This window comes from Amycolatopsis vastitatis, from assembly GCF_002234595.1.
Classification (GTDB): domain Bacteria; phylum Actinomycetota; class Actinomycetes; order Mycobacteriales; family Pseudonocardiaceae; genus Amycolatopsis; species Amycolatopsis vastitatis.
This window is the reverse complement of the sequence record NZ_NMUL01000021.1, coordinates 66,597-80,881: the sequence shown is the minus strand read 5'-3', so window position 1 is coordinate 80,881 and position 14,285 is coordinate 66,597. Positions and strand designations below refer to the sequence as shown.

General features: G+C 71.2%; 7 protein-coding genes. 1 reads left to right on the top strand and 6 read right to left on the bottom strand.

All coding sequences use genetic code 11. The annotated features are described in order from the left end of the window. Positions 1–282: 282 nt before the first annotated feature. The 6 genes from CF165_RS20890 to CF165_RS20865 form a co-directional block, all read right to left on the bottom strand. The gene (locus tag CF165_RS20890; protein ID WP_205660921.1) at positions 283–4,458 is read right to left on the bottom strand and encodes a non-ribosomal peptide synthetase; all 4,176 of its coding nucleotides are present in this window, start codon (positions 4,456–4,458) and stop codon (positions 283–285) included. Positions 4,459–4,461: 3 nt separating this feature from the next. Next, positions 4,462–4,974, bottom strand: a complete 513-nt coding sequence (locus CF165_RS20885) for an SET domain-containing protein-lysine N-methyltransferase (RefSeq protein WP_093949214.1) — start codon at positions 4,972–4,974, stop codon at positions 4,462–4,464. 132 nt (positions 4,975–5,106) lie between these two features. Continuing rightward, positions 5,107–5,562, bottom strand: a complete 456-nt coding sequence (locus CF165_RS53645; RefSeq protein ID WP_338023425.1) for a S1 family peptidase — start codon at positions 5,560–5,562, stop codon at positions 5,107–5,109. Positions 5,563–5,627: 65 nt separating this feature from the next. Then, on the bottom strand, positions 5,628–8,477 hold the full coding sequence (locus CF165_RS20875) for a glycosyl hydrolase family 95 catalytic domain-containing protein (protein WP_093949212.1): 2,850 nt from the start codon (positions 8,475–8,477) through the stop codon (positions 5,628–5,630). A 15-nt stretch (positions 8,478–8,492) separates the two neighbouring features. Next, positions 8,493–9,866, bottom strand: a complete 1,374-nt coding sequence (locus CF165_RS20870; protein WP_093949211.1) for an RICIN domain-containing protein — start codon at positions 9,864–9,866, stop codon at positions 8,493–8,495. A 193-nt stretch (positions 9,867–10,059) separates the two neighbouring features. Beyond that, positions 10,060–11,406, bottom strand: coding sequence for a glycoside hydrolase family 6 protein (locus CF165_RS20865; RefSeq protein WP_093949210.1), 1,347 nt, complete (start codon positions 11,404–11,406; stop codon positions 10,060–10,062). 477 nt (positions 11,407–11,883) lie between these two features. On the opposite strand from CF165_RS20865, the gene CF165_RS20860 reads away from it, so the two are divergent. Next, entirely contained in the window at positions 11,884–14,283 is a 2,400-nt protein-coding gene (locus CF165_RS20860; RefSeq protein ID WP_093949209.1) for a ricin-type beta-trefoil lectin domain protein, read from the top strand. Positions 14,284–14,285 lie beyond the last annotated feature (2 nt).

Below are 14,285 nucleotides of genomic sequence, written 5' to 3'. Positions count from 1 at the left end.
GGGAGTGATCACTCTCTGAGGACGCCCGGCAAGGCCGATGGTTCGCCTGGAGCCGGTCCGGCCCGCCGACCGGCCGGCCGTCACCAGCCGCCCGGCGGGCGGTCGGTTCCAGCCGGTTCACCGATGCCGGCGGGCGCCCGTGGTACCGAGCATAGAACAGCGGAAGGGAGTGCCATGGAACGCGACGACCACGGCGTCACCGGATCGGCCGACGCGGAAGCGGCACCGGACGGCGGCCAGCCCTCCCCAAGCCCCAGCCGCCGCCGGTACCCCTTCCACCGATCAGACGCCTCCTCGGCTTCGTGGTCCGGCCGCCGGTGCGGCGTGCCGGCCCACCGGCAGCGACCGGGGCCTCGGCTGCTCGCCGGGCACCGCGAAGGTCCGGTCGAACTGCCAGAACGCCTGCGTCGGCGGTTCGGGAACCGGCCGCTGCCGCCCGGCCTGCCGCAACGGCTGGGTCATCGGCTCGGGGTTCGTCCGCGGCGAAGGGGCTTTCTGCTCCTTGGTCGGGACGCCCGCGTAGCGCAGCCGGGGCAGCAGCCGCTCCTGCTTCATGACGACGCTGTGCGGGGCGACGTAGGCGTGCTCGCCGATTTCGGCCCCGTACAACGGAACCGTGCCGTGCGAGAGGGTCGAATGCGCGCCGACGTACACGTGGTCGATCTTGAGCACGCGGTCCTCGAACGTGTGGGCCTGGAACATCGCGCTGACCGTCGCGCCGTCGCCGAAGTGCAGCATGTCGGGGTCGACGACCTGGGCGAAACCCTCGCCGAGCACCACGCGCTTGCCGATGTCCATGCCCATCCGGCGCAGGTAGAGCGGCAGCATCAGGGTGCCTTCCAGCGCCGACAGCACCCCGCCGGCGATGACACCCCAGGCGACGTAGAGGAAGTCCCACCGGCTGCACCAGCAGGACCACAGCGGGTGCACGCCCGGCTTGACCCGCCCGAGCAGTCCCCACTTCAGTGCGAGGACGATCAGGCACGGCAGGACCCCGGCCGCCAGCGTCACCACGGCGGCGCCCGGGAAAATGAACGCGGCGAGCGGCAGAATGCCGGCGGCACAAGCGATTCCGGCGAACCAGGCCGTCATGACCACCAGCGGCGCGACCGGCAGCGCGAACCGCAGCCACTCCCAGAACACCCGGGTGACCACCCGCGCGAACGACGGGTCGTGCGTGAGGCTGCGGTCGGTTTCCACGATCTCGCGGCGCGGCAGCAGGATCGGCGGGTGGCCGAACCACGACGTGCCGGGCAGCATGACGCGGTCGTCGGCCACCGTGCAGACGCCGATCAGGATGTCCGGTGGCAGGCGCTGCCCGCCCGGGATGACGGCGTGGTTGCCGAGGAACGTGTCGTGCCCGAGCCGGACTCGCGCGAGGGTGACCGTGCCCTGCTGGATGCGGGGACCGCCGAGGTAGATGCCGTCGGCGAAGAACGTGTCCGGCCCGATCTCGACCAGCTCCGGGACGACGTCGATGATCGTGCTGATCTCGCAGCCGCGGCCCACCTTCATCCCGGCCCAGCGCAGCCACACCGGCCAGAACAGCCCGCCGGAAAGCCAGTTCCCGGCCGTGGTGACCAGGCCGGTCTTGAGGCTGACCCGGATGTAGGCAGGACTCCACCGGCTGATGACGCCTTCCTCGACCCGGCCGAGCGCCCGGGCGCAGAGTGCCTCGGCCCAGACCGAAACCACCAGCGACAGGCAGCTGGCGACGGCGAAGACGAGCAGGAACATCAGGTGGGCCCACGGCCGGGTGACCGCGTCCAGCAGGGCCGGATAGGTGACGTCGAAGGCCAGCACCAGCGCGATCATGACGATCGAGAGCGGCAGCGCGAACACCCAGGTGAAGAGGGCGCGGGCGGCGATGGTGGCGAGCCCGTGCGCGAACGGCGACAGCACGCTGCCGCCGACGACCGGGACGGGCACGCGGGGCGCCGGGCCCGCGTCGTACGCCGGGACGCCGTCCCAGCGCCGTCCGTCGGGCACGGCGGTCCCGGACGGCAGTGACGACAACGCGGCGAGCCAGGAACCGCGGCCGAGGCGGGTGTTGGGGGACATGCCCGCGCGGACGTCCACGGTGGCGCCGCCGGCGACGGTGATCCGGCCGATCGTGAGGTGGCCTTCGCTCAGCTGCACCAGGCCGAGCTGGGCGTCCTGGCTGATGGTGGCGTCGTCGCCGATGTCGAGCAGGTCCCAGCCGCCCTGGACGACGTCGACGCCGCGGTGGATGTGCACGCGCTTCCCGATCCGGGCGCCGAGCCGCCGCAGCGCCATGTTCTGGAACTCGGTGCCGGCGATGGTGCCCCACGGCACGAACCGCAGCAGGTGCCGCACGATCCACAGCCGCAGGTGGAACCCGCTCCAGACCGGCACCCGCATCGGCTCGAACTTGCCGATGAGCAGCCGTTTCGCGCGCACGGCGAAGAACACGGCCAGCGGCGTCCAGCCGAAGGCGACCACCACGAGCGCGACCGGGAGCAGGACGATCAGCGGGACCAGCCCGATCCGCTCGGCCAGCCACGGCAGCGCGACGAACACGGCGAACCAGCCGATCGGCGCGGCGATCGCCAGCTCGGCGAACAGCCAGGCCGCCTGCGCCATCGTGATGGAGACGGCGCTGCGTGCCGGGGCCGCGACCGCGTCGATCTCGTCGTGGGTCACCGGGGCGGCCAGCTTCGCCAGTCCGGACACCGTGCGGGCACGGTAGACGTCCCGGACGGCGATGGCCTCGGTGAGCGGGTTGACGCGCAGCTTCGAGATGAGCATCGCCGCCTGCAGCGAACTGCCGCCGAGGTCGTCGAAGAAGTCGTCGTCGGCGCCGATGTCCGCAGTGGCCAACACCTCGCGCAGGGCGGCCGCGATGAACTCCTCCGTCTCGTTCCCGAGGGTCTCGCCTCCGGTGGTCCTGGCCGCGTGCCGCCGCCCGGTCGCGAGCACCGGCAGGTCGTCGCGGCGCAGCTTGCCGCCGGCGCTGCGCGGCAGGGTTCCCGCCTCGCCGAAGACCGCCGGGATCATGTACGCCGGAAGGGCCTTGCGCAGGTGTTCCTTGAGCGCGGCCGTGTCCGGCATCGCGCCGTCGGGCACCAGGTGCGCGGCGATCACCTGGCCGGCGCCCTCGCCCTGGACCCGGCACGCCGCCTCGCGCACGCCGGGGAACCGGGCGAGGGACGACTCGATGGCCTCCAGCTCGATCCGGTAGCCGCGCAGCTTGACCTGGGAATCGATGCGGCCGTGGTAGAAGAGCGTGCCGTCCGCCTCGGCGTGCACGAGGTCGCCGGTGCGGTACAGCCGGCCGAGCCGGGGGTGCCGCGGGAACTTCTCCGCCGTCAGCTCCGGCTTGCCGTGGTACCCGAGCGCCAGGCCGGCGCCGCTCATGCACAGCTCGCCCTTCTCGCCGGGCTTGACCGGCTCGAGCTGTTCGTCGAGGACCCAGGCCCGCATGCCCGGCACCGGTTTGCCGACGGCGACCGGCTTCCCGGGTTCGACGTCGGCGCGCAGGCAGGTCACCGTGCACTCGGTCGGCCCGTAGCCGTTGACCATCCGGCGGCCCGGGGCCCAGCGCTCGGCGACGTCGGCAGGCAGGGCTTCCCCGCCGACGTAGAGCAGGCGCAGGTCGGGCAGCTCCCGCCGCGGGTCTTCGCACGCGGTCGCGCGCAGCAGGGTCGGCGGCGGGCAGAGCACGGTGATCCGCTCGTTCCGCAGCCACGGCACGAGGTCGGGGCCGAGCCGGGCCGTCTCGTCGTCCATCACGACGACGGTGGCGCCGCACGCCCACGCCATCCACGCCTCCTCGACCGAGGAGTCGTACGCGGGCGAAGACCCCTGGGCCACCCGATCGCCGGGCCCGAGCCCGAACTCGGCGACGTTCGAGCGGATCAGGTTGACCACGCCCTGGTGCCCGACGAGCACGCCCTTCGGCTTGCCCGTGGTCCCGGAGGTGTAGATGACGTAAGCCAGTCCCGGCGGCGCCGCCGGCGCGATGACGGGCCGGGCGGCGGGCTCGGCGGGACCGTCGACGCGCTGCACCGCGCCGGTGTAGCCGGCCCGGACCGCCCGTTCCTGCCCGGCCCGGTCGGTGACGAGCAGCGCGGGCGCGGCGTCGCCGAGGATGTGGGCCACCTGCTCGTCGGGGAACGACGGGTCGACGCAGACGTACGCCGAACCGGCCCGCAGCACGCCGAGCTGAGCCAGATACAGATCCTCGGTCGTGCGGGACAGGAGGATCGCGACGATTCCCGGCCGCCGCACCGCCTGCTGGACCACGCGGGCGGCGGCCGCGGACCGGCGGTGCAGCTCACGGTAGGTGGCGGTGCGCCGCGGCCGCCCGCCGGAGGGCGGGACGTCGAGGGCGATCGCGTCCGGACGGCGCCGGGCCGACTCTTCGAAGAAGTGGTGCAGGAGCGCCGGTCCCGCCGAGCCGCGGGCTGTCACGTCCGGCTGGAACGCCTCGCTCACCCCTCACGCCCCGACGGGTTCGGCGAGCCGGCCGTCGAGCACGGCCAGCAGGTACGGCGAGAGCAGCGCGCGCAACGCCTCGCGCCGCTCCTGGGGCAGGTACCGGAAGCCCTGGATGACGCCGTCGCAGCGGTCGCCGCCGCACTGGCACGTGAAGGGCTCGGACATGTCGTACTCGGTGGTGGCGTAGTGGAAGGTGATCTCCGACCACGCCGGGATCGGGCGCAGGCTGAACACCGACCGGTCGCGGATCACCGCGGTCGGCTCGCAGGCGTGGTTCATGAACCGCCAGGAATAGCGGTCCAGCACCTCTTCGAGCGGGCAGCCGGCGGGCATGTCGATGTGGTGGCCGGCGTCGAGCTGGACGGTGTAGCGCGTCGGCGTCGCCGTGACTTCGCCTTCGAGGGTGAACAGCAGCGTGCGGGCCGGCACGGCCTGGTTGGTGACCAGCCGGTACTCGCCGTCGTTGCGGACGACGGCGGCGCGGCGCTCGGTGACGACTGTGGACTCGGTCATTCGTGATCTCCTCAAGGGGTGGCTTCCCGGGGCACGGCTGCGCGGTGCCAGGGGGTTCACGCTCGCTCGTGAGCGTTCTCAGCGCGTTCTCAACGAACTTCTGCTAGGGCTTGGGGGCCGGGCAGCGGCGGCTCAGCCGCCGATCCGGGCGCCGGCCGCGGCGAGCGCGGCGGTCACCGGCTGGAAGAACGTCACGCCGCCGGTGCGGCAGTCGCCGGAGCCGCCCGAGGTCAGGCCGATCGCGCTGCCGTCGCGGGTGAACAGCGGCCCGCCGCTGTCCCCGCCCTCGGCGCACACCGTGGTCCGGATGAGGCCGGTGACCCGGCCCTCGGGGTAGTTGACCGTGGCGTTCAGGGCGGTGACCCGGCCCTGGTGCAGCCCGGTGGTGCTGCCCATCCGGAGCACCTGCTGGTTCACCTTCGCCGCGGCCGCCCGGGTGATGGTGACCGAGCGTGACCCCGGCGGCCGGGTACCACCCCAGCAGCAGGGCCGCGGCGAGCAAGCGCGAGCACGGGAAACCGGCGCCGGGCGGCGGCGGCCAGCATCGCCGCGCCGGCGACGAGAACGCCGACGCCGGGCCGTTCGCACGGCGCGGGCCTCCAGGAGTGCGTAACAGTGTTAGAACACTGTTACGCACTCACGACCGCCGGTGATCACACGCGCTGAAGCTGGAAACGCTGGTTGGCGGCGCCGGTCACGGTCCACTGCGAGATGCGGGCGCCGTCGGCGGTCGAGGCGCTCCAGACGTCCATGGCGAGGCCGCTCGCCCGGTTGACCAGGCTCACCACGCCGCCGCCCTGGTCGGTGACCTTCCACTGCTGGGTCGTCGCGCCGGTGTCGGGTTGCTGGGTGATGTCGGCGCCGGTGGCCGTGGACGCCACCTGGAGGACCAGGCCGCTGCCGCGGGACCGGATGCGGTGGAAGCCGCCGTCGGAGGCGAGGAAGTCGAACTGCTGGTTCAGCCCGCCGGTGGCTTGCCACTGGATCAGCGCCGCGCCGGCCGCGGTCGAGCCGCCGCTGATGTCGGCCTGCTTGCCGCTGTGCTGGGCGACGAGCCGGTAGTTCACCCCCGGCTGCACCACCGGCGGTGGCCCGCCGAGGGAAGTCGCGCGGTAGGTGTGGCCCGCCTGGCCCGCGAAGCCGACCAAGTCGGTTTCGACGGAGACCGGCTGGACCTTCGCGCCGCTCGTGGTGTCGAGGACCTCGTAGTCCGCGGTGAACAGCCGGCTGCGGACCCTGATGTCGCCGTCGCGGTCGGGCGTGATGGTCAGCTGCGTCGCCGAGCCGCCGCTCCAGGCCGCGCCGACCGTGTAGCCGCCGCGTCCGCGCAGGCCCGCGACGCTCCCGGACGGCCAGGACGGGGGCAACGCCGGCAGGACGTGCAGCTCGCCGTTGTGGCTGTGCAGCAGCATCTCGGCGATGCCGGACGTCGCGCCGAAGTTGCCGTCGATCTGGAACGGCGGGTGCAGGTCGAACATGTTGGGCGCCAGCCGGTCCGTCCGCACGAGGAGCCGGAGCAGGTCGTGCGCCTTGGCGCCCTCCTCCATGCGCGCCCAGTAGTTGATCTTCCAGGCCAGTGACCAGCCGGTACCGTCGTCACCGCGCAGCTCCAGCGTCCGGCGGGCCGCGGTGAACAGCTGGGGCGTGCCGCGCTTGCTGATCTGGTTGCTGGGATACAGGCCGTACAGGTGCGAGATGTGCCGGTGGTTCTGCTCGGTCTCGACCCAGTCGTAGAGCCATTCCTGGATGTTCCCGCGCGAGCCGACCTTCATCGGCGCCAGCCGCTGCCGGGCCGCCTTGACCTGGTCGGCGAAGGCGGCGTCCACGCCCAGCACCTGGCACGCGCCCGCGCAGCCGTCGAACAGGTCGCGCAGGATCTGCATGTCCATCGTGGGTCCCGCGCACACGGACGCGTTCGCGTGGTGGTTCAGCTCCGGCGAGTTGGCCGGGTTCGTCACGAGGTAGCCCAGCGAAGGTTCGGTGACCAGGGTGTCGAGGAAGAACTGGGCGGCACCCTTCAGCAACGGATAGCGCGAGCGCAGGAAGTCGGCGTCGCCGGTGAACCGGTAGTGGTCCCAGATCGTGGTGGCGAGCCAGGCCCCGCCGGTCTGCCACATGCCGGCCTGCGCGAAGTCCACAATGGAGGATCCGCGCCACCCGTCGGTGTTGTGGTGGGTGACCCAGCCGCGGGCGCCGTACTCGACCTGCGCGGTGCGGGCGCCGGTGACCGAGAGGTCGGCGATCATGCCGAACACCGGCTCGTGGCACTCGGCGAGGTTGGTCACGTCGGCGGGCCAGTAGTTCATCGGCAGGTTGGCGTTCAGCGTGTACTTCGACTCCCACGACGGGTTCATCTGGTCGTTCCAGATGCCCTGCAGGTTGGCCGGCTGGGTGCCCGGCCGCGACGAGGAGATCAGCAGGTACCGGCCGAACTGGAAGAGCAGGGCGGAGAACTGGGGGTCGTCGACGGTGTTGTGCTGGGCGATCCGGACGTCGGTCGGCTGGTCGGCGGCCGCGGTGCGGCCGAGGTCGAGGGTGGTGCGCCCGAACAGCTTCTGGTAGTCGGCCACGTGACGGCTGCGAAGGGAGTCGTAGGGGAGGGCCCGGGCGGCGCCCAGCCGGGTGCGGGCGATGCCCTGGTAGTCCCCGTTCACCGTGCGGTAGTCGACGTAACTGGTGCCGACCGAGATCAGCAGGGTGACGGCGTCGGCCCCGGAAACCCTCAGCGTGCCACCGGAACTGGTGGTGCTCCCGCCCTCGGCGACGGCGTTGACCAGTGCGAGGAACCGGACCGAACCGGCGATCCCGCGGCTGTCCGCGGAAATCCCGTCCAGGCCGATCGTCGAGCCGTCGGGGCTGGACGCCGTCGCCCGTTGCGGGGTGCCCAGCGACGCCGAGAACGAGATCGAGCCCGGTGTCTCGGCCGTCAGGCGCACGACGATCGCCTGGTCCACGGCGCTGGCGAACACTTCGCGCCGGTAACGGACGTTGTTCGCGACGTAGGTCACGACCGTCGTGGCGGTGGTGAGATCGAGCCACCGCTGGTACGACGACACCGTGCTCCCACCGGAAAGGGCGAGGCTGAGGGTGCCGACGGGCTGGTACGGCTGCTGGCCGGCCGGAGTGCCGAGCATCTTCTGGTCGATGAGACTCTGCGCCTGCGTCCACTGGTTCGCGAACACCAGCTGCCGGACCTGCGCCAGCGCCCCCGCGCCCTGCGGGTTGCTGTAGTCGTGCGGGCCGCCTGCCCAGACCGTGTCCTCGTTGAGCTGCAGGCGTTCGGTGTCGGTGTTGCCGAACACCATGGCACCCAGCCTGCCGTTGCCGATCGGCAACGCGCGCAGCCACTCCGTGCCCGCCGGTTTGTCGTACCACAGCGCGAGGTCGTTCACGGCGCGGACGTCCGCGGGCGCGGCCGACCCGGCCCGGGCGGTCGCCGTCCACACGAGGGGCACCAGCGCGGCACCGAGCCGCATCGCCTGCCGCCGGGTCAGGTCGGGCATCGTCGTTCTCCGTCCTCAGGCGCGCTGGAGCTGGAACCGCTGGTTGGTGTTGCCCGAGGGGGCGTACTGCGAAATCCGCGCGCCGTCGGCGGTGGAGGCGCCCCAGACGTCCATCGCGAGGCCGCTGGCCCGGTTGACGAGGGTGACCGCGCCGCCGCCTTGGTCGGTGACCTTCCACTGCTGGGTCGTCGCGTCGGTGTCGGGTTGCTGGGTGATGTCCGCGCCGGAGGCGGAACTCGCGACCTGCAGGACGAGGCCGCTGTGGCGGGCGCGGATCCGGTAGTACCCGTCGGCGGAGGCGAGGAAGTCGAACTGCTGGTTGGCCGCGTTGTGCGAGGACCACTGGATCAGGGTGGCGCCGGCCGCGGTGGACGCGCCGTTGATGTCGGCCGACTTGCCGCTGTGCGCGGCGACCAGGGAGTAGTTCACGCCGACCTGCACCGGCGAGGTGGGCGGGTTCGGGTCGCTGCCGCCGAACTGGCTGAAGAACTTCCAGATCTCGGCCTTGTCCCAGCTCCGCGCGCCGCTCTCGCAGCCGGTGCAGCCGTCGACCGGACCCTGCTGGTGGCCGCCGTCGAACGGCGCCCAGACCACCGGGTACCCGGTCCGGCATCCCGAGTAGACGGTCAGGTAGTGGGTTTTGCTGCCCGGGGCGGGTTCCGGCGCGTTCTGCGGGGTGCAGCCGTTGTTCCTGACGAACGTGTCGCGCAGCCCGCGGCCGGCACTGATGTTGTCCGACACGCCGTGGATGCCCATGTACGCGATGGGCTGGGTGCCGCCGCTGCAGCCGCTGATCGCGCCGGGCGCGGCGATGGCCACGACCGCGCGGAAGACGGTCGCCCGGGCGCACGCGAGCGCGTAGCTCATCGCGCCGCCGTAGCTGAACCCGATGGAGAACAGCTGTGTCGTGTCGACGCAGAGGTCGTTCTCGATCAGCCGGATCATGTCGTCGGTGAAGGTGACGTCCTCGCCGCCGGAGTTGCCCCAGCCGTTGCTTATTCCTTGCGGCGCGACGAAGATCGTGGTGTTGCCCGACTGCGACTGCATGCCGTAGTAAGCCCAGGCGTAGCCGTCACTCCCGCCCGAAGCGACCTGCTCGGCGGTGCCGCCCAGCCAGTGGTAGCCGAACGCCAGCCGGTGCGGAGTGCTGTTGTCGTAGGTGTCGGGGATCTTCAGGATGAAGTCGCGGCTCTTGCCGTTGCTCTGGATGGTGCGCTTGCCGCTGGTGAGCGTGGGATTCTTGCCGCAGCCGGCACTCGGCGTGCCCGCCGCCGCGGTGCCGGTCTTCGGCGCGGTGGCCGCGCCGGCGCTCGGGGGCGTGCCGCCCACCGCCAGGACGAGCAGCGCGGCGGTCACGACGGTTCTGAACAGCGTTCGGTGTCCCGACATCCGAAACCCCTTTGGCCGGCGGGGAAATCTCGACGATTCGCGAAAACGTTGTTGGGTTGTAGCACATGCCGAGAATGCGCGTCCATGTACGTTTCACGCCGAGCCGGAACCGCCGGAGTGCGGGATTTCGAAGGAAAACAGGGGGTTCCCCGAAGGCCGCCCCTTCCGGAGCGGCCTTCGGTGGACGTGCCGATCAGGAGCAGGAGGCCCCGTTCAGCGTCGGTGACTGGAACGGCGGTGTGCCGCCGGTGTAGCTCGCGTTGTACCCGATGGTGACTGTCGCGCCCGTGGCGAGGTTGCCGTTCCACGACGCGTTGTCGACCTTGACCACGTCGCCGGTGTCGGTCCAGGTTCCGTTCCAGCCCTGGTCGACCTTGACGCCGGGGGCGGAGAAGGTGAGCGTCCAGTGGTCGACGGCCGTCCCGCGGTTCTCGACGACGATTTCGCCGGTGTACCCGGTCGACCAGGTGCTGACCACCCGGTGGGTGACCTTGCAGCCGCCGGTCGGCTGCGGGGTCGTGGTGGTGGGGGTGGTCGGGGTGGTCGGGGTCGTGGGGGTCGTGGGGGTCGTCGGCGTCGTCGGGGTGGTGGTCTGGACCGGGCCGGCCGCGACAGCGAGGTCGTAGGCCCGCTGGGGTACGAACTGGCCGGCCGTGGCGATGCAGCCGTCCGCCTCGCCCGGCGGCTTGACCCACAGGAACGCGGCGATCTGGCCGTCCCCGGTCTGGTTGGTGCTCGGCGTGCCGATCGCGCGCCCGCCCGGGTCGCACCACTCGCTGCCCTGCGGCCCGTTGCCGTTGCGGCTCGTGTCGATCACGGCCTTCAGCCGCGAGTCGCCGAGCTGGCCGAGGATCGCCTTGTCGTAGGCCACTTCGTCGGAGGTCGCGCGGTAGTTCGACACGTTGGTCGAGATGCCGTCGGCGCTGTTCGAGATGTCGGCGGCCCGCAGGCGCGTCGCGGCGTCGCCGGCGGAAAGCCAGGCGGAGTGCCCGATGTCGAAGTACACCTTCGCCTGGGAGGAGCCGGCCTTGAGCCGCTTGCCCGCGTACGCGATCGACGCCGTGGTCTGGCGCTGCTGGTCGCTGTTCTGGCAGTTCGTCATCTGTGGGAGCACGTCGGGCTCGAGCACGATGGCCGCGGGACGGCCCGCCAGCCCGGCCGCCACCTGGTCGATCCAGGCGCGGTAGGCGTCGTGGGACGGCGCGCCGCCGCCGCTCGCGCCACCGCAGTCGCGGTTGGGGATGTCGTAGACGACCATGATCGGGATCTTCCCCGCGGCGGCCGCTGCCCCGGTGTAGGCGTCCACCTCGGCGCGGACCGTGGACGTGTTGGTGGTGGTGAACCACCTCGCCTGCGGTACCGCGGCGATGCGGTCGCGGATGACCGCGGCGCGCGAGTCGCCGGGGTTCGCCGCGACCCACTTGGCCGCATTGGTGCCAGGGTCGACGTAGTACGCCGATTCGGCGGCCTGTGCGCCGGTCCAAGTGGTCGCGGTGATGACGCCGGTCGCGGCCACCGCGGCGAGCCCGCCGGCTGCCACTGTCCTGCTTCGCATGCACATTCTCCTTCGAACGGCTGGGTGGCGCCGGACGTCCTGGGAGCGCTCCCAGTGATCCGGGACTGTAGCCCGGGAGGACGGGATCGAAAAGGGGGCCCCGTGCTGTTCTCACCCGGGCGGCAAGAAAATTACATCTGCGCGAACCGGGAACCGGCCGACGTCGGGTGTCCGCGTCAGGGGCGTGAACTGCGATGATGTCCGGTCGCTTGATCGACGGACGCGCGGTTCCGGAAGGCGTGCAGACTGCGCGGAATCGGCGGTTGTTCGGCGGCAGGACGGCTGTTAGCGTTAACGCCCGGTCTGGTCGCCATCGACGAAGATGGGGTTCTCATGGGCGGTTTCCCGCGCGCCTCCCCGGCGGGGCAAGTGCGTTTCCTCTTTCGCTGAAAATTTCGATTGTTTCGCCGTCGGCCCCGAAAGTTCCGCCGGTGCCGCCCTTCGCCGAAAGTGAGGACAACCATGCCCGCGACCCTGCCCCGGAGCGTGCGGAGAGCGGTGGCGACGGTTGCCGCGGTCGTCTTGGCGGTGGCCGGCAGCGCCGTCGCCGCGGCGCCCGCCCAGGCGGCCACCGCGATCACGATCAACGGAGGTTCCGGCGGCCGCACGTTCGACGGCGTCGGCGCGGTCAGCGGGGGCGGCGGCAACAGCCGCCTGCTGATCGACTACCCCGAACCGCAGCGCGGCCAGATCCTCGACTACCTCTTCAAGCCCGGTTACGGTGCCGCCCTGCAGATTCTCAAGGTGGAAATGGGCGGTGACACCAACTCCACCAGCGGCGCGGAGCCCAGCCACGCCCACTTCCGCGGCGATCTCGACTGCAACCGCGGGTACGAGTGGTGGCTCATGGAACAGGCCAAGGCGCGCAACCCCGGCATCAAGCTCGTGGGCCTGCCCTGGGGAGCGCCGGGCTGGATCGGCAACGGCACCTTCTTCTCCAACGACCTCACGGACTACTACCTGTCGTGGCTGGGGTGCGCCAAGCAGCACGGGCTGACCATCGACTACCTCACGAGCGTCCAGAACGAGAAGCAGTGGAGCGCCGACTGGACCGTCACCCTCCGCAACGCGCTCAACGCCAACGGGTACAACGCCGTCAAGATCATCTCCGGTGACTCGTGGCCGGGCGACTGGGGCCCCGCGAGCGCGATCTCGACCAACACGGCCTACCGCAACGCGACCGACGTGCTGAGTGCCCACTACACCTGCGGCTACCTCAGCGCGCAGACCTCCTGCAGCGTGCCGGCCAACGTCACGAACACCGGGAAGACGTTGTGGTCCAGCGAAAACGGCTCCCAGGACTACAACGACGGCGCCAAGCCGCTGGCCCGCGGGATCAACCGGGTCTACCTCGACGGCAAGATGACCGCCTACCTCAACTGGGACCTCATCGCCGCCGTCACGCCGAACATCCCCTGGCCGACCGTCGGGCTGATCCTCGCCAACCAGCCGTGGTCGGGCTACTACTCGGTCGGCAAGGACGCGTGGGCGCTGGCGCACACGACGCAGTTCACCGCGCCCGGCTGGAAGTACCTCGACTCGTCCAGCGGCTACCTCGGCGGGAACCGCAACAACGGCAGCTACGTTTCGCTGAAGTCGACGAACAACACCGACTACAGCACGATCATCGAGACGATGGACGCCACCTCGGCCCAGACGCTGAACCTGAACGTCACCGGCGGGCTGTCCACCGGCGCGGTGCACGTGTGGGCGACCAACCTCAACTCGAACAACGCGGGCGACCACTTCGTGCACAGCACGGACATCACGCCGAGCGGCGGCGCCTACTCCCTGACCGTCCAGCCCGGCTACCTGTACACCGTCACGACCACCACCGGGCAGGGCAAGGGCACCGCGACGAGCCCGCCGCAGGGCTCGCTGAACCTGCCCTACAGCGACGATTTCGAGTCGTACGCGAAGGGCAAGGAAGCCAAGTACCTGATGGACATGGAGGGCGCCTTCGAGACCGCCGCGTGCGGCGCCGGCCGCGCGGGCACGTGCGTGCGCCAGGCCGCGACGCAGAAGACGATCCCCTGGAAGAAGTTCGTCGATCCGTACGCGCTGCTGGGCAACATCGCCTGGAGCAACTACACGCTCAGCACGGACGTGCTGCTGGAGAAGGCCGGGTACGTCGAGCTGCTCGGCCGGGCCGGCTCGCAGGACACGGGCAACCAGGGCGCGCTGAACGCGTACTACCTGCGGGTGAGTGACACCGGCGCCTGGTCGATCCGGCGCAACAACACCAGCCAGCAGAACACGACGCTGCGCACCGGCACGACGTCCGCGCTCGGCACCAACAGCTGGCACAAGCTGTCACTGGGCTTCTCCGGCAGCACCATCACCGCCTCCGTCGACGGCACGGTGATCGGCACGGTCACCGACAGCACCTTCCCGGCCGGCCAGGTCGGGATCGGCACGGGTGTGGGGGAGACCGCGCAGTTCGACAACCTCTCCGTCGCCGGCTCGGGCGGCGGCTCGACCTCCGTGCTGCGCAACACGGCGGCCGGGCGCTGCCTCGACGTCCCGAACGTGTCCCAGACCAACGGCACGCAGGTGACGCTGTGGGACTGCAACGGCGGCACCAACCAGCAGTGGACCCTCAACTCCGCGAAGCAGCTCCAGGTGTACGGCAGCAAGTGCCTCGACGCCGACGGCGCCGGCACCACCGCCGGGACGAGGGCGATCATCTGGGACTGCACGGGCGGCGCCAACCAGCAGTGGAACGCCGGAAGCGACGGGACGATCACCGGTGTCCCATCCGGACTGTGCCTGACCCCCAGCGGGAACGGCACCGCGAACAGCACGCCGGTGACCCTGCAGACCTGCAACGGGAGCAGCGCCCAGAAGTGGACGCGAAGCTAGCC